Source organism: Sphingomonas sp. Leaf37 (assembly GCF_920939475.1).
Classification (GTDB): Bacteria; Pseudomonadota; Alphaproteobacteria; order Sphingomonadales; family Sphingomonadaceae; genus Sphingomonas.
This window is the reverse complement of record NZ_CAKLAX010000002.1, coordinates 843,711-857,772: the sequence shown is the minus strand read 5'-3', so window position 1 is coordinate 857,772 and position 14,062 is coordinate 843,711. Positions and strand designations below refer to the sequence as shown.

Sequence of the window (14,062 nt, the reverse complement as noted above, 5' to 3'; positions counted from 1 at the left end):
CCTTTTGCGGATGACGGTCGTTATGATGCGGGATGTGACGACGGGGCGCGAGGGCAGCGCCGAACGTTGGACGTGACACCGGGGGGCGGGCTCGGGGCAGCGCATCCGTTCATGGCTGCGCGACCGTGAAGAGGGCCAATTTCAGCGAATTCGGATACCCGCCTGTGCGACGATGACTGACATGGTCGTCGACCACGCACACGAAAAGGGCGGCCCGTTGCCGGACCGCCCCTTCGACACGCAATACTGAAAGAGACGCTTAGCGCTTCGAGAACTGGAAGCTGCGACGTGCCTTCGCACGGCCGTACTTCTTGCGCTCGACGGTACGGCTGTCGCGGGTCAGGAACCCGGCGGCCTTGACCGGCGCACGCAGGATCGGTTCGAACTTGGTCAACGCCTGGCTGATGCCATGCTTGACCGCGCCGGCCTGGCCCGAGAGGCCGCCGCCCTTGACGGTGCAGACGACGTCATACTGGCCTTCGCGCTCGGTGATGCCGAACACCTGGTTGATGACGAGGCGTAGCGTCGGACGTGCGAAATAAACTTCCTGATCGCGACCGTTGATCGTGATCTTGCCCGAACCCGGCTTGATCCAGACACGGGCGACGGCGTCCTTGCGACGGCCGGTTGCATAGGCGCGGCCGAACTTGTCGAGGATCTGCTCGCGCAGCGGCATCGTCGGCAGGACCTGCGTCGGGGCGGCGGGCGCTTCACCGTCCGTGGTGATCGCCGGAGCGGCGTTCGCGGTCGGTGCCGGCTGCTGCGTCAGCGACGCGAGGTCGGAAAGGGACTGGCGATTGTCGGTCATTATGCGCCCACCTTGTTCTTGCGGTTCATGCCCGCAATATCGAGAACTTCCGGGTTCTGGGCCTCGTGCGGATGCTCGGTGCCCTTGAAGATGCGCAGATTGCGCATCTGCTCGCGACCCAGCGGGCCGCGCGGAATCATGCGCTCGACGGCCTTTTCGAGAACGCGCTCCGGGAAGCGGCCTTCGAGAACCTTGGCGGCGGTGATGCCCTTGATGCCGCCGGCATAACCGGTGTGCTTGTAATAGATCTTCTTCTGCGCCTTGTTCGACGTGAAGCGGATCTTGTCGGCGTTGATGACGATGACGTTGTCACCGCAATCGACGTGCGGGGTGAACGACGTCTTGTGCTTGCCGCGCAGGACGTTGGCGATGATCGACGCGGTGCGGCCGACCACCAGGTCGGTGGCGTCGATAATGTGCCACTTCTTCTCCACCTCGTGCGGCTTGGCCGACTTGGTGGTCTTCATGAGCGCCTTCATGGGCGTAGACCTTTCGGTTTGAAACGATGCACGCCGCCCCGAGGGACGGCGTGATTGACGTGGCCAATGATCGAAAGGGGGCGCCAAGTCAAGCAAACGGCGGGTTTGCTGACGGGTAAAATAATACCATGCGGGCTATTGGTGCTGCGGGCGTCCGCAGGCGTGGGCGGCGAACACCGTTGCGATCAGCAGCAGCGCGGCATTGCCCTGATGAGCGACGGCGACGTCGATCTGCACGCCGCTCATCAGCGTGGCGATGCCGAGGACGATCTGCAGCGTCAGCAAGGCGATCACCCAGAACCCGGCCTTCGGTCCCGTCCGGGTGGCGCGGACGGCGAGCCACGTCAGTCCGACGCCGGCGGCGAACGCCCACCAACGATGGATGAACTGGACGACGACGGGATTGTCGATAGCGTTACGCCAGGACGGATCGACCATCGGTACGCCGGACGGGAAGATCGCATCGCCCATCAGCGGCCAGCTTGCGAAGACGTAGCCCGCATCCAGCCCGGCGGTGAATGCACCATAGACGAGCTGGACGAACAGCAGCGCAAGCGCGGCGATCGCCACTCCGGTCAGGCGGGCGGGGTGCGCCAATGTGTTCCGGTGCAGCGCAAGGAGGTCGAGCGCGGTCCAGACGATGCCGGCCAGGATGGTCAGCGCGGTCAACAGGTGAACGGCAAGGCGGACATGGCTGACGTCGGTCCGCACCGACAGGCCGGACGCGACCATCCACCAGCCGATCGCGCCCTGCAAACCGCCGAGCGCCAGCAGCGCAACCAGCCGCCAGCCATAGCCGGCCGGGATCTGCTTGCGAACGGCGAACCAGATCAGGGGCAGCGCGAACGCCAGTCCGATGATCCGGCCGAGCAGGCGATGCGCATATTCCCAGAAGAAGATGCTCTTGAATCCGCCGAGCGTCATGCCCTGGTTGAACGCGGCATATTCGGGGATGCGCCGATAGTTCGCGAACTCGGCCTGCCATTGCGCCTCATTGAGCGGGGGCACGATTCCGCTGATCGGTTTCCACTGCGTGATCGACAGCCCGGATTCGGTCAGGCGGGTGATGCCGCCGATGATGACCATCGCCACGATCATGCCGGCGACGACGAACAACCACCGGGCGACGTTGCGTGGCCGGGCACGCGAGAGGAAGGCGGCACTGGGCTGAAGCATGTTTCGCATCATACGCGCGTCGGCCGGGGGTGGCCAGCGTCCGCGCCCTACATCATGGCGCGACGGTGAAGCGGTATTTCAGCTGGTTCGACGAGCGCCCACCCCCGCCGCCCTGCGGTACGTTATCAAGCACGACGACCGAATCGCCGGGCCTGGCGAATGCGATGCGGATGATGGCGGCGTCCCGCGTCGGCTGATCGGGATCGGCGCGGGCGTCGACCTGATCGACGACCGTGTAAGCGGCGTCGGGCCGTACGCGCCAGTAATAGCCTGTGCCCAGCTCGGGGGGCAGCACGATCCGGACTTCCTGACCGACGCGGGCGGCGATCAGTCGGCCGACGTCGGCCGTCCGCAACTGGAGCGGGGTGTCCGCGGTCGGTTGAACAGGCGCCGTAGCGACCGCCCCGATGGTCATGAGCAGGGCCGCGGCGATCGATCCGGACATGTCGACTCTCCAAAAGAAATCAGCGTTGCCAATGTATTGCATTCCGGGTCGTTGCCGACAACCGCCGATACCAGCGGTCGGTGAACGACGCTTCGAACGCAACGGAGGTTCGGATGGCGCAGCGGCAGGAATAAATGCCCGATGGCGATCATGTGATGTTGTAACCTGCCTCGGGCGGGCCTAGATGGTGGCGACGGATGAACGACACGACTCGCCTTATCGGCCGCTTCGGCGGTGCCGGACTCGATCGCGCGGCGATCGCGTTGTCGGGGTTGTGCGTCGTCCATTGTCTCGCGAGTGCGGTATTGCTGGCGATGCTGTCGGCGGCGGGCGGTTTGCTGCTCAATCCGATCTTCCATGAAGTGGGGCTGACGATCGCGATCGTGCTGGGCGCCATCGCGCTCGGGCGTGGCGTGATGGAGCATGGCTATGTCATGCCGGCCGCAATGGGTGCGTTCGGTCTCGGGATCATGGCGGGGGCGATGTCGCTGCCGCACGAGGGCGGGCATGGCGCGGAGACCTTGTGGACGGTGATCGGCGTCGGCCTGCTGGCATTCGGCCATGACCTGAACCGGCGCGCTGTGATCTGACATGCGGCTTGTCGTCGAAGGCGCTGCATCCTAAATCAAGATCATGGCCCATGCGCATCACGATCATAACGAACCGCAGGGTGACGACCTGACCAAAGCCGCCCAGGCGACGTTGGAGAAATCGGGTGAACAATGGACGCAGATGCGGGCCAACGTGTTCGCCGCGCTGGCCGGCTTCGCCAAGCCCGCGAGCGCCTATGACATTGCAGAGGCGCTGTCCAAGAGTGAGGGGCGCCGTGTCGCCGCCAACAGCGTGTACCGGATCCTGGATGTGTTCGTCGCGTCGAACCTTGCCCGCAAGGTCGAGAGCTCGAACGCCTATGTTGCCAACGCGCACCCCGATTGCCTGCACGATTGCATCTTTCTGGTGTGCGATTCCTGTGGGCAGACGGTGCACCTCGACGATGACGTCGTAACGAATGGTGTACGGAATGCCGCGCAAGCCGCTGGTTTCTCACCCGTTCGTCCCGTCATCGAAGTGCGGGGCAAGTGCGCCGACTGCGATTGATCGAACGCATGCCGGCAATCGACAGTCTGTCGCGAAGGGCGTAGACGCGGCGGATGTCCGAACTACCCGACACGCCGTTGCTCGATACCGTCAAGACGCCGGAAGAGCTACGAAAACTCAAGCCCGAACAGCTCCGGCAGCTCGCGGATGAACTGCGGCAGGAAACCATCTCGGCGGTCGGCACCACCGGCGGGCATCTCGGTTCGGGGCTGGGCGTCGTCGAACTGACCACCGCGATCCACTATGTATTCGATACCCCGCGCGACCGGCTGGTCTGGGACGTCGGCCATCAATGCTATCCCCACAAGATCCTCACCGGCCGTCGCGATCGTATCCGTACCCTCAGGCAGGGCGGTGGCCTCAGCGGCTTCACCAAGCGTAGCGAGAGCGAATACGACCCGTTCGGCGCCGCGCACAGCTCGACCTCGATCTCGGCGGCGCTGGGCTTCGCGGTGGCGAACAAGCTGGCGGGGACGCCGGGGCGCGGCATCGCGGTGATCGGCGACGGGTCGATGTCGGCTGGCATGGCCTATGAGGCGATGAACAATGCCGAACAGGCGGGCAACCGGCTGGTCGTGATCCTCAACGACAACGACATGTCGATCGCCCCGCCCGTCGGTGGCCTGTCCGCCTACCTCTCGCGCATGGTGTCGAGCCGCGAATTCCTCGGGGTGCGCGAAATCCTCAAGAAATTCGCCCGGCGCCTGCCGCGTCCCTTCCATCAGGCGGCGCGCAAGACCGACGAATTCGCCCGCGGCATGACGATGGGCGGCACCCTGTTCGAGGAGCTCGGCTTCTATTACGTCGGCCCGATCGACGGCCACAACCTCGACCATCTGATCCCGGTGCTGGAAAACGTCCGCGACGCCGAGGAAGGCCCGATTCTCGTCCATGTCGTCACCAAGAAGGGCAAGGGCTATGCCCCGGCCGAGGCGGCGGCGGACAAGTATCACGGCGTCCAGAAGTTCGATGTCATCACCGGCACGCAGGCCAAGGCGCCTCCGGGGCCGCCGCAATATCAGAACGTCTTCGGTGACCAGCTGGTCAAGGAAGGCCAGCGCGACCCGACCATCGTCGCGATCACCGCGGCGATGCCGTCCGGCACCGGCGTCGATCGCTTCGCGAAAGCGTTTCCCGATCGCGCGTTCGACGTCGGCATCGCCGAACAGCATGGCGTCACCTTCGCCGCGGGTCTGGCAGCACAGGGCATGCGACCGTTCTGCGCGATCTATTCGACCTTCCTCCAGCGCGCCTACGACCAGGTCGTCCATGACGTCGCGATCCAGAACCTGCCGGTCCGCTTTGCGATCGACCGTGCCGGACTCGTCGGCGCCGATGGCGCGACCCATGCCGGCTCGTTCGACGTCACCTATCTGGCGACGCTGCCGAATTTCGTCGTGATGGCGGCGGCGGACGAGGCAGAGCTGGTCCACATGACCCACACCTGCGCGGTTCACGACAGCGGCCCGATCGCGGTGCGCTACCCCCGCGGCAACGGCGTCGGCGTCCCGCTGCCCGAGGTCGCGCAACGGCTGGAGATCGGCAAGGGCCGCATCGTCCGCGAAGGCAAGACGGTGGCGATCCTGTCGCTCGGCACGCGTCTGGAAGAGGCGCTGAAGGCGGCCGAAGTCCTCGAAGCGAAGGGCCTGTCGACCACCGTCGCCGACCTGCGCTTCGCCAAGCCGCTGGACGAGGCGATGATCCGCCGCCTGCTGACCACGCACGAGGTCGCGGTGACGATCGAGGAGGGCGCGGTCGGCGGCTTCGGCGCGCACGTGCTGACGCTGGCGAGCGACGAGGGGCTGATCGACGGCGGGCTGAAGCTCCGCACGATGCGCCTGCCCGACACGTTCCAGGATCAGGACAAGCCCGAAAAGCAATATGCCGAGGCGGGGCTGGATGCCGAGCACATCGTGCAGACCGTGCTGACGACGCTGCGCCACAATAGCGCCGGAGTGAGCGAGGGCGCCCGCGCGTGAGCGGGCCGGTCAAGGCGGCGATCATCATCGGCCTCGCCGTGGTGGTGCTCGTCGCGCTGAACATCCGGATGTACCGGGCGATGAAGGCGGCGACGGCGAAGGGGCGGGAGAACGGGGACAGTTGACGTCCACTTTCGCCCGAGTAGCGGCGACGTGGTATGCTTGCGTCATGAAGCTGACTAGGACCCCCGACGGTTATGTGGTGCAGGTGCCCGACGATGTCGTTGCGGCGCTGGGGCTGAGTGACGGTGATGTCGTGCGGGTCTCGAAGCCGAACATCATCGAATTGGTGGTTTCTCAGTACGATCGCGATAACGCGATCGCAGAAAAGAAGCGTCTCGCACGACCTCTACCCGCGGATTACAAGTTCGATCGCGAAGAAGCCAACGCCCGGTAAGCCGGGCTTTCTTCGATTCGAACATTCTCGTCTATGCATTTTCCTCCGACGCGCGCAGCCCGGTTGCTTATGCATTGCTCGAGCGGGGCGGCGTGGTCAGTACGCAGTCGCTCAACGAACTGACCACCGTCCTTCGGCGCAAGCAGAAGATGAGTTGGCCTGAAACACGGCGGCCGTCGATCTCGTTCTTGAGCAATGCCCTTCGATCGTCGTGCTCGACCTCGACCTTCATCGGCTGGGTGTTCGCATCGCGGAACGCCAGAAACTCTCGGTCTACGATGGCATGATCGTCGCCGCTGCGCTGATCGCAGAATGCGACATCCTCTATTCGGAGGACATGCACGACGGCCTCGTCGTCGACGGGCGCTTGCGGATCGTCAATCCGTTCGCGCCCGCGACGTGAGCGGTCACCGCCCCATGTAATGCGCCTGTGCGGCGTCGGTCGCGTTGATCGCCAGGATCGATCGGGCGTCGCCGGGTGGGCGCGGATGGCCGTGGCCGTCGGTGCCGGCGCTGATGACGCGGCCGAGCAGTTCCTGCCCCTCGTGCCACCAGCCGATCCCGCTCGCCGCGTTCAGATGCCCCTGCGGTCCGGCATCGACGAAATGGCTGCCCCATTGCGCCGCGAGGCTGTGCGCGCGGTCGATGCCGATCCAGGGATCGTCGCTGGATGCCACGACGATCGACGGGAAGGGCAGCGGCGTCTTCGGCGTCGGCGCGAACGCGCGCAATTCGTCCGGCGCGCCGGGCCGATCGACGTCCGCCGGCGCGACCAGCAGCGCGCCGGCGACCGGCCAGCCATAGGGTTGCGGGCTGAGTTCCGCCCACCACGCCACCGCGAGGCAGCCAAGGCTGTGCGCGGCGAGGATCACCGGCGCCTCGGCGCGGGCGATCGCCTGATCGAGCTTGGTCACCCAGGCGTTGCGGTGCGGCGTGTTCCACATGCCGAGTTCGACGCGTACGGTATCGGGCCGCGCATCTTCCCACAGCGTCTGCCAATGCGACGGGCCTGACCCGCCGAGGCCCGGCACGGTCAGGATGGTCGGTTGCGCGGCGTCGAAACTGGAAAATCCGGTCATGGCTGCATCTCCCTCCAGGGAAGGCGGGACGACCGGTGCTTCAGGCACACCGTTCGATACGCCCCCATGCCCATCGAGATAATCCTACCAACATGATGGGCAATAGCGATGCGGCCAAGCGATGATCGCGGGCGGCGGAGCGAACGGGGTGACGCGGAGACCGGATTGGGGGTAGGGGGCGGCATGGCCAAGATCCGTGCTGACCAGATGCTCGTCGACCGTGGCCTCGCCGAATCGAGGACGCGGGCGCAGGCACTGATCATGGCAGGGCTGGTCTTCGCCGGCACGAAAAAGGTCGACAAGCCCGGGCAGGCGCTGGCCGATGACGTCGTGCTCGACGTGCGGGGTCGCGATCACCCCTGGGTGTCGCGTGGCGGCATCAAGCTGGCGCATGGCCTCGACTATTTCGGTTGGGACGTAACCGGCGCGGTGGCGATCGACGTGGGATCGTCGACCGGCGGCTTCACCGACGTGTTGCTGACGCGCGGCGCGACGCGGGTCTATGCGGTAGACAGCGGCACCAACCAGCTTGCGTGGAAGCTGCGGCAGGACCCGCGCGTCATCGTCCACGAACAGACCAGCGCGCGCATATTGACCGCGGCGCACATCACGCAACCGGTCGATGTGATCGTCTGCGATGCCAGCTTCATCGGACTGTCCAAGGTGCTGGAGCGGCCGATGACCTTTGCCGGCCCCGGCGCTCGGCTGATGGCACTCATCAAGCCGCAATTCGAGGCGGGGCGCGAAGAGGTCGGGAAAGGGGGCGTCGTCCGCGATCCCGCTATCCGCCAACGGGTCTGCGATGCGACGGTAGCGTGGCTGGTTGAAGCCGGCTGGATCGTCGCCGGCGTTGTCGAGAGCCCGATCACCGGGCCGGAAGGCAATGTGGAATATCTTGTCGCGGCGTCCCGAACCGGACCGCATACGGAACGATAACCATTGCGGATGCTTTACGAAGGCTGCGTGGCGCGGCAATGCAGCATCGTGAGCAGTCGAGGAGCATAGGGTGAGCGGCATCGCGTCGAAAAGCCAGTTGCGCATGTCGTTCCTGCGGTGGGCCGTTGTGACCGTGCCGTTGATCCTGTTGCTGGGCTTCGCGTCTGGGCGTGCGGTGCCGTCGGGCAGCGAGAACGGCTGGTACATGGCGCTGCAGAAACCCGCGGTGACGCCGCCGGGTATCGTGTTCCCGATCGCGTGGACGACGCTTTACATCCTGCTGGGCCTTGCCGTCGCCGTCATCCTGCATGCGCGCGGGGCGAGGGGACGGGGACCGGCGCTGGGCCTGTTCGCGATCCAGTTCGCCCTCAATCTTGCCTGGACGCCACTGTTCTTCGGGATGCATCAGGTCGGAAGCGCTTTGCTCGTCATCGTCGCGATGCTGGTGCTGTCGATCGTCACGACGGTCCTGTTCGGCCGCATCCGTCCGCTCGCGGCGTGGCTCATGGTCCCGTATCTGGTGTGGATCAGTTTTGCCGGCGTGCTGACATGGCGGATCGGGCAACTGAACCCCGATGCGGAAACCCTTGTGCCCGCGGCGCACACGTCCCAGATGCTCTGACGCACCTCCACGCCGGGAATAGTTTTTATGCAGTCCGACAATCGCATGTTCGACGATATCGTGAAGCTCGTGAACGGCGCCGCCGGCACGCTTGCCGGGGTCGGCCGCGAAGCCGAGGCCGGCGCCCGGTCGCGTGCACGCGAATGGATCGGTGGCCTCGACTTCGTCAGCCGCGACGAGTTCGAAGTGGTGAAGGCGATGGCGGTCGCCGCCCGCGACGAGAATGATGCCCTCAGGGCGCGCCTCGATGCACTCGAAGCCCGGTCGGCTACGTCGGCCCCCGCGCCGACCCCCGTCGGCGACCCGGTTCCTACCGCCTGACACAGTTTTCCACAGGTTTATCGACAGCCTTGTCCACGACGGGGTTGCCGGCGGCTTTTTGCCCCGGCAGCCTTGTCGTGCGATAAGAGGCGTAACGATGCTCGACCACGCAGAACACGATCAGGAACCCGCCGCCCCCATCGACATGCTCGAGGCTTATTATGCCGCGCATGGCTGGGAATTCGAACGCCATGACGATGAGATCGTCGCGACGGTCAAGGGCAGCTGGACGACCTACGAATTGCGCGCATTGTGGCGCGAGGACGACAGCGTCCTCCAGTTCCTGGCGTTTCCGGATATCAAGGTCACCGACGATCGTCGCGGCGGCGTTTACGAAGCGATCGGGCTGGTTAACGAGCAACTGTGGATTGGCCATTTCGAACTCTGGTCGTCGTCAGGCGTGCTGCTGTACCGCCACGCGGCGATGATCGATGGCGAGGATGAGGGCACGATGTCGCTCGGCGCGACCGAATTGCTCGTCGAATCGGCGATCGAGGAATGCGAACGCTTTTACCCCGTATTCCAGTTCGTGCTCTGGGGCGGCAAGTCGCCACGCGAAGCACTTGCCGCGGCGCTGATCGAGACGCAGGGCGAGGCTTGATTCGATGCGATTGCTGATGATCGGCGCCGGCAATATGGGCGGCGCCATGCTGCGTCGCTGGCTGGAAGCCGGGCTTGCACCGGCCGATGTGACGGTGGTCAGTCCCAGCGGACGCACGATGCCTGAGGGCGTTCGTGTCGTTTCGTCGGTGCCGGACGCGGGTGAGGCGACATACGACGCCATCCTCCTGGGATTGAAGCCGCAGCAGCTGTCCGCTTTGCATGGTGGTCCGCTGGCCGGCCACGCGCCACGTCTGTTGGTATCGATTCTCGCCGGAGTGGAGGTGGCGACGCTTGCCTCGCTGTGCGACGCTGCCGTGGTCGTGCGGGCGATGCCCAACCTGCCGGTCGCGATCGGCAAGGGGGTGGTGGCGCTGCATGCCTCGGCGACCGACGATGCGACGCGCGACGAACTGGACCGCTGGATGGCGCCGCTCGGGCTGGTCGAATGGATCGCCGACGAGGCGCAGTTCGACGATGTTACCGCATTGGCCGGATGTGGTCCCGGCTTCGTGTTTCGGTTCGCCGATGCGCTGGCGCAGGCGGGGGCGGCGCTGGGGTTGCGATCAGATCAGGCGGCGCGGCTTGCACTGGCGACGCTGGAAGGGGCGGCGATCATGGCGTCGGACGCGGCAGTCACTCCGGCCGTGCTCGCCGATCGCGTCGCAAGTCCGGGCGGATCGACGCGGCAGGGCCTTGACGTGCTCGATGCCGACGATGCGCTCGTTCGCCTGCTGACCGAAACGCTCGCGGCCTCGGCCGCCCGCAACCGGGAAATGGCTGCTGCCGCCCGGATCGTCTGAGGACGATCCCCGCAGCCGATATCGCTTGATCAAACGGGGCCGGTCCCTACGACCGCAGCCCCTCGACCTGCGCGCGGTCGACCTCGGGGATCATGCCCTCCAGCACCGCCCAATAGCCCGATACCGCATCCTGGCCGGCGGCTTGGTACGCCTGCGACATCTTGACCCGGACCGATTCGAACAGATCGTTTTCCATCGCCATGCCATCTTCGGTCAGCCGAAGCAGACGCTGGCGTCGGTCGCGCTCACCGGGACGGGTGTCCACCAGCTTGCGGTCGGTCAGTTCGTTGAGTACGCGCCCAAGCGACTGTTTGGTGATCGCCAGCAACGCCAGCAACTCGCTGACTGTCAGGTCGGGTTTGCGGGCGATGAAATACAGTGCACGATGGTGTGCGCGGCCCAATCCCTGTGCCGCGAGCCCCTGATCGACGGAGCGGGTGAGATGGCTATGGCCAAAATACAAAAGCTCCATGCCGCGACGGAGTTCGGGCTCGCGGAGGAACTGGGCGGAAGCGGTGGGAGCTGTGGCAGCCATGTTGACCGGTTTAGACACCCACCGTACGCGTCCGCAACCCCTGAAGCCTGAGAGAATGCGATGAACACCGCTTTGACGCCCGGCGAAACCACCGGCCCGGCCGCTTTTCGCTTCGACCCCAGCGCGACCCCGGTCGACGCCAACGAGCGGGCCGCACGGCTCGTCGATCCGGGTTTCGGACGTGTCTTCACGGATCATATGGCCGTCGTTCGCTATAACGAGCAGCAGGGTTGGCACGATGCGGTGATCACCGCCCGGGCGCCGATCACGGTCGACCCATCGACCGCCGTTCTGCATTACGCGCAGGAGATATTCGAGGGGCTGAAGGCCTATCGTCTCGACGACGGCACGATGGCGCTGTTCCGTCCTGACGCCAACGCGCGCCGCTTCAACAACAGCGCACGCCGACTGGCGATGCCCGAACTGCCAGAGGCACTGTTCCTCGAATCGTGCCGCCAGCTCGTCCGCACCGAACGCGACTGGTTCCCCGATGTCGACGGCGGTGCGCTGTACCTGCGCCCATTCATGTTCGCGAGCGAGGCGTTCCTTGGCGTCAAGCCCTCGTCAGAATACCTCTACATGGTAATCGCATCATCCGTCGGCGCCTATTGGAAGGGCGGTGCGCGCGCGGTGTCCATCTGGGTCAGCCAGGATTACACCCGCGCCGCACCCGGCGGCACCGGCGAGGCGAAATGCGGCGGCAATTATGCCGCGAGCCTGCTCGCCCAGTCCGAGGCGATCCGACAGGGTTGCGACCAGGTCGTCTTCCTCGACGCTGTCGAGCGCCGCTGGGTCGAGGAACTGGGCGGCATGAACGTCTTCTTCGTCTTCGAGGACGGATCGATGGTCACCCCGCCGCTCACCGGCACGATCCTGCCCGGCATCACTCGCGATTCGATCATCCGCATCGCGCGCGATCAGGGGATCGAGGTCCGCGAGGAACTCTACGGCATCGACCAGTGGCGCGCCGACGCCGCCAGCGGCCACCTGACCGAGGCCTTCGCCTGCGGTACCGCCGCCGTAGTGACGCCCATCGGCGAAGTGGCCAGCCCGACAGGCCGCTTCACCATCGGCAGCGGCGGCACCGGCCAGCTCACCCAACGCATGCTCGATGCGCTGTCGGCGATCCAGCGCGGGCGGGCCGCCGATGCGCACGGTTGGGTCCAGCGTCTAGGCTGACATTTTGCGGCGGCCTTCGCGAAACTGGCGACGGCAGGGCTTTTCACGCCCGCCGACCCGGCTATAAGGCCGCCTCCGTTGGGGCGTCGCCAAGTGGTAAGGCAGCGGCTTTTGGTGCCGCCATTCGCAGGTTCGAATCCTGCCGCCCCAGCCAATAAATTAGCTAACACGCTGATTTGTATTCATATATCATATCCCCTTGCGCTGTATTGGACATGGCGGGTGTGACGGCTCCACCTCGTATCAGCCATCGGACGACGATCCAGTCGGTGGCATAACGGACGGGCTGCGCCCTGACGGCGCAGAACAGGACGCTGAAGGTGATCCTTGGCAAAGTTGGCCGATCCGCACCCTCACCACGAGCCAGAGGGCAAATCTCTATCGCAAGCCGATTGAGGAAATGCGAGATTACCTCGAGCCAACACGATCGACGGCGAGTGATCGCAACCTGCGACATTAGGGATTTGCCGTGGTATGGCTCGTCCCGACACTATGGTGGCTTGAAAGTATTATCGTTGCGGAGGTCAGTATGTTCATCCGGCTACGAAAAGACGCTGACGCAATTGTCGGTGGGATCCCGATGCCAATTGCTATGCACCGGTGGTTGCCGCTTGCCAGCCTGTTGAACCGCGAGCCGCTACATCGATCCCAAAAATGCCGGTCGCGTAAAGGGGGCGAGCGTCATCGGCACATGGTCGACATCCAGCGCCGCGTCGGGCGATAATGTCGGGCGACGATTCCACACCAACGTGCCGAGCGTCGCGCTCGCCAGCATCAGTACAAAAAATAGTCCTACGCGCATCCATCACCTCAATTGCGGGACCGATTGTCCGCTGGGCGGCGCGCTGTTCGACGGGCGCAGCGTCGGGCCGCTCGGCCGGATCGTCTGATGCGCATGGCCTAGTGCTCGTCGACACCGGCTATGGCCTGCGCGACGTGGCGCATCCGCACCGTCGGCCCGATCCGCAGATCACGCTGCCGTGGCGTGCGATGCTCAACATCCGGTTGCACGAACGCGAAACGGCGATCCGCCAGGTCGAGGCGCTCGGCTATCGCGCAGACGACGTCCGCCATATTGTCGCGACGCACCTCGACTTCGACCATGCCGGCGGACTGGAGGATTTCCCGAACGCGACGATCCACGTCATGGCGCGCGAATATGACGATGCGACCGGACCGCGCGCCGGCATCGTCGCGCGCAATCGCTGGCGACCGCGGCAATTCGACGCGGTGCGGCATTGGCGGCGCTATGGCGCGAGCGGCGAGGCCTGGTTCGGCTTCGACGCGGTGCGCGATCTGGAGAGATTACCGCCCGAGATCCTGATGGTCCCGCTGCCCGGCCATACCTGGGGGCATACCGGCGTCGCGGTCCGGAAAAGCGACGAGCGCTGGCTGCTCCATGCCGGCTATGCGTATTTTACCGGGGCGAGATGCGGCAGGCGCGGCGGCGCTCTACGCCGGGGGTGCGTGCGTATCAGCGCCTGATGGAGGTGGATGCGACGGCGCGGCTGCGTGCGCTGTCGATCGAGCGGGGCGATCGGTCGAGCTGGAACGCTGTCAGGCGGTCCGGCGGGGCGGCGCTGACATAGCGGAAGTAACTGAATC

General features: G+C 65.4%; 20 protein-coding genes and 1 tRNA gene. 14 read left to right on the top strand and 7 right to left on the bottom strand.

Translation table 11 applies throughout. The features are described from left to right. Positions 1-259: 259 nt before the first annotated feature. The 4 genes from rpsI to LRA87_RS09480 form a co-directional block, all read right to left on the bottom strand. Positions 260-808, bottom strand: a complete 549-nt coding sequence (gene rpsI, locus LRA87_RS09495; RefSeq protein WP_230631111.1) for a 30S ribosomal protein S9 — start codon at positions 806-808, stop codon at positions 260-262. Then, on the bottom strand, positions 808-1,287 hold the full coding sequence (gene rplM, locus LRA87_RS09490; RefSeq protein WP_230631110.1) for a 50S ribosomal protein L13: 480 nt from the start codon (positions 1,285-1,287) through the stop codon (positions 808-810). The genes rpsI and rplM overlap by 1 nt, the downstream gene beginning before the upstream one ends. A gap of 135 nt (positions 1,288-1,422) precedes the next feature. Continuing rightward, positions 1,423-2,463, bottom strand: coding sequence for a COX15/CtaA family protein (locus tag LRA87_RS09485; protein ID WP_230631109.1), 1,041 nt, complete (start codon positions 2,461-2,463; stop codon positions 1,423-1,425). A gap of 52 nt (positions 2,464-2,515) precedes the next feature. Beyond that, positions 2,516-2,908: a hypothetical protein gene (locus tag LRA87_RS09480; RefSeq protein ID WP_230631108.1), complete on the bottom strand. Its 393-nt coding sequence runs from the start codon at positions 2,906-2,908 to the stop codon at positions 2,516-2,518. A gap of 197 nt (positions 2,909-3,105) precedes the next feature. Here LRA87_RS09480 and LRA87_RS09475 point away from each other — a divergent pair, with 197 nt between their 5' ends. From LRA87_RS09475 to LRA87_RS09455, 6 genes are all read left to right on the top strand, one after another. Then, a complete protein-coding gene (locus LRA87_RS09475) occupies positions 3,106-3,498 on the top strand; it encodes a MerC domain-containing protein (protein ID WP_230631107.1) in 393 nt (130 codons plus the stop codon). Positions 3,499-3,541: 43 nt separating this feature from the next. Next, the gene (locus LRA87_RS09470) at positions 3,542-4,006 is read left to right on the top strand and encodes a Fur family transcriptional regulator (protein ID WP_230631106.1); all 465 of its coding nucleotides are present in this window, start codon (positions 3,542-3,544) and stop codon (positions 4,004-4,006) included. Positions 4,007-4,059: 53 nt separating this feature from the next. Continuing rightward, a complete protein-coding gene (gene dxs, locus LRA87_RS09465; RefSeq protein ID WP_230631105.1) occupies positions 4,060-5,985 on the top strand; it encodes a 1-deoxy-D-xylulose-5-phosphate synthase in 1,926 nt (641 codons plus the stop codon). Beyond that, on the top strand, positions 5,982-6,110 hold the full coding sequence (locus tag LRA87_RS18380; RefSeq protein ID WP_268934845.1) for a hypothetical protein: 129 nt from the start codon (positions 5,982-5,984) through the stop codon (positions 6,108-6,110). The genes dxs and LRA87_RS18380 overlap by 4 nt, the downstream gene beginning before the upstream one ends. 44 nt (positions 6,111-6,154) lie before the next feature. Beyond that, positions 6,155-6,382, top strand: coding sequence for a hypothetical protein (locus LRA87_RS09460; protein WP_230631104.1), 228 nt, complete (start codon positions 6,155-6,157; stop codon positions 6,380-6,382). Positions 6,383-6,593: 211 nt separating this feature from the next. Further along, on the top strand, positions 6,594-6,785 hold the full coding sequence (locus LRA87_RS09455) for a hypothetical protein (RefSeq protein WP_230631103.1): 192 nt from the start codon (positions 6,594-6,596) through the stop codon (positions 6,783-6,785). A 4-nt stretch (positions 6,786-6,789) separates the two neighbouring features. Here the strand turns inward: LRA87_RS09455 and LRA87_RS09450 are convergent, their stop codons facing one another. Continuing rightward, positions 6,790-7,461, bottom strand: coding sequence for an RBBP9/YdeN family alpha/beta hydrolase (locus LRA87_RS09450; protein WP_230631102.1), 672 nt, complete (start codon positions 7,459-7,461; stop codon positions 6,790-6,792). Positions 7,462-7,644: 183 nt separating this feature from the next. Here LRA87_RS09450 and LRA87_RS09445 point away from each other — a divergent pair, with 183 nt between their 5' ends. The 5 genes from LRA87_RS09445 (at position 7,645) to LRA87_RS09425 (ending at position 10,743) form a co-directional block, all read left to right on the top strand. After that, the gene (locus tag LRA87_RS09445; RefSeq protein WP_230631101.1) at positions 7,645-8,397 is read left to right on the top strand and encodes a TlyA family RNA methyltransferase; all 753 of its coding nucleotides are present in this window, start codon (positions 7,645-7,647) and stop codon (positions 8,395-8,397) included. A 103-nt stretch (positions 8,398-8,500) separates the two neighbouring features. Continuing rightward, positions 8,501-9,019 carry a TspO/MBR family protein gene (locus LRA87_RS09440; protein WP_230631225.1) on the top strand — a complete coding sequence of 173 codons (519 nt, stop codon included), beginning with the start codon at positions 8,501-8,503 and terminating at the stop codon, positions 9,017-9,019. A 27-nt stretch (positions 9,020-9,046) separates the two neighbouring features. Further along, positions 9,047-9,340, top strand: coding sequence for an accessory factor UbiK family protein (locus LRA87_RS09435; RefSeq protein ID WP_230631100.1), 294 nt, complete (start codon positions 9,047-9,049; stop codon positions 9,338-9,340). Positions 9,341-9,437: 97 nt separating this feature from the next. After that, the gene (locus LRA87_RS09430; RefSeq protein ID WP_230631099.1) at positions 9,438-9,941 is read left to right on the top strand and encodes a YbjN domain-containing protein; all 504 of its coding nucleotides are present in this window, start codon (positions 9,438-9,440) and stop codon (positions 9,939-9,941) included. 4 nt (positions 9,942-9,945) lie between these two features. Further along, positions 9,946-10,743 carry a pyrroline-5-carboxylate reductase family protein gene (locus LRA87_RS09425; protein WP_230631098.1) on the top strand — a complete coding sequence of 266 codons (798 nt, stop codon included), beginning with the start codon at positions 9,946-9,948 and terminating at the stop codon, positions 10,741-10,743. A 46-nt stretch (positions 10,744-10,789) separates the two neighbouring features. Here the strand turns inward: LRA87_RS09425 and LRA87_RS09420 are convergent, their stop codons facing one another. Continuing rightward, positions 10,790-11,278, bottom strand: coding sequence for a MarR family transcriptional regulator (locus tag LRA87_RS09420; RefSeq protein WP_230631097.1), 489 nt, complete (start codon positions 11,276-11,278; stop codon positions 10,790-10,792). Positions 11,279-11,338: 60 nt separating this feature from the next. On the opposite strand from LRA87_RS09420, the gene LRA87_RS09415 reads away from it, so the two are divergent. Together LRA87_RS09415 and LRA87_RS09410 are read left to right on the top strand one after the other, a co-directional pair. Beyond that, positions 11,339-12,457 (top strand): branched-chain amino acid aminotransferase, encoded by a 1,119-nt coding sequence (locus tag LRA87_RS09415; RefSeq protein ID WP_230631096.1) that lies wholly within the window; start codon positions 11,339-11,341, stop codon positions 12,455-12,457. A 79-nt stretch (positions 12,458-12,536) separates the two neighbouring features. Beyond that, positions 12,537-12,611: transfer RNA gene (locus tag LRA87_RS09410), tRNA-Gln, on the top strand. A gap of 483 nt (positions 12,612-13,094) precedes the next feature. On the opposite strand, the gene LRA87_RS09405 is transcribed toward LRA87_RS09410, so the two are convergent. Further along, a complete protein-coding gene (locus LRA87_RS09405) occupies positions 13,095-13,232 on the bottom strand; it encodes a hypothetical protein (protein WP_230631095.1) in 138 nt (45 codons plus the stop codon). Positions 13,233-13,360: 128 nt separating this feature from the next. Between LRA87_RS09405 and LRA87_RS09400 the strand changes: the two genes are divergently transcribed. Continuing rightward, positions 13,361-13,942 carry an MBL fold metallo-hydrolase gene (locus LRA87_RS09400; RefSeq protein WP_230631094.1) on the top strand — a complete coding sequence of 194 codons (582 nt, stop codon included), beginning with the start codon at positions 13,361-13,363 and terminating at the stop codon, positions 13,940-13,942. Positions 13,943-14,062 lie beyond the last annotated feature (120 nt).

Coding starts and splice junctions, on each gene's coding strand:
- LRA87_RS09460 (WP_230631104.1), top strand. CDS start 6,155: ATGAAGCTGACTAGGACCCCCGACGGTTATGTGGTGCAGGTGCCCGAC.
- LRA87_RS09425 (WP_230631098.1), top strand. CDS start 9,946: ATGCGATTGCTGATGATCGGCGCCGGCAATATGGGCGGCGCCATGCTG.
- rplM (WP_230631110.1), bottom strand. CDS start 1,287: ATGAAGGCGCTCATGAAGACCACCAAGTCGGCCAAGCCGCACGAGGTG.
- dxs (WP_230631105.1), top strand. CDS start 4,060: ATGTCCGAACTACCCGACACGCCGTTGCTCGATACCGTCAAGACGCCG.
- rpsI (WP_230631111.1), bottom strand. CDS start 808: ATGACCGACAATCGCCAGTCCCTTTCCGACCTCGCGTCGCTGACGCAG.
- LRA87_RS09415 (WP_230631096.1), top strand. CDS start 11,339: ATGAACACCGCTTTGACGCCCGGCGAAACCACCGGCCCGGCCGCTTTT.
- LRA87_RS09475 (WP_230631107.1), top strand. CDS start 3,106: ATGAACGACACGACTCGCCTTATCGGCCGCTTCGGCGGTGCCGGACTC.
- LRA87_RS09470 (WP_230631106.1), top strand. CDS start 3,542: ATGGCCCATGCGCATCACGATCATAACGAACCGCAGGGTGACGACCTG.
- LRA87_RS09450 (WP_230631102.1), bottom strand. CDS start 7,461: ATGACCGGATTTTCCAGTTTCGACGCCGCGCAACCGACCATCCTGACC.
- LRA87_RS09485 (WP_230631109.1), bottom strand. CDS start 2,463: ATGCTTCAGCCCAGTGCCGCCTTCCTCTCGCGTGCCCGGCCACGCAAC.
- LRA87_RS09435 (WP_230631100.1), top strand. CDS start 9,047: ATGCAGTCCGACAATCGCATGTTCGACGATATCGTGAAGCTCGTGAAC.
- LRA87_RS09405 (WP_230631095.1), bottom strand. CDS start 13,232: ATGCTGGCGAGCGCGACGCTCGGCACGTTGGTGTGGAATCGTCGCCCG.
- LRA87_RS09420 (WP_230631097.1), bottom strand. CDS start 11,278: ATGGCTGCCACAGCTCCCACCGCTTCCGCCCAGTTCCTCCGCGAGCCC.
- LRA87_RS09430 (WP_230631099.1), top strand. CDS start 9,438: ATGCTCGACCACGCAGAACACGATCAGGAACCCGCCGCCCCCATCGAC.
- LRA87_RS09440 (WP_230631225.1), top strand. CDS start 8,501: ATGTCGTTCCTGCGGTGGGCCGTTGTGACCGTGCCGTTGATCCTGTTG.
- LRA87_RS09480 (WP_230631108.1), bottom strand. CDS start 2,908: ATGTCCGGATCGATCGCCGCGGCCCTGCTCATGACCATCGGGGCGGTC.
- LRA87_RS09445 (WP_230631101.1), top strand. CDS start 7,645: ATGGCCAAGATCCGTGCTGACCAGATGCTCGTCGACCGTGGCCTCGCC.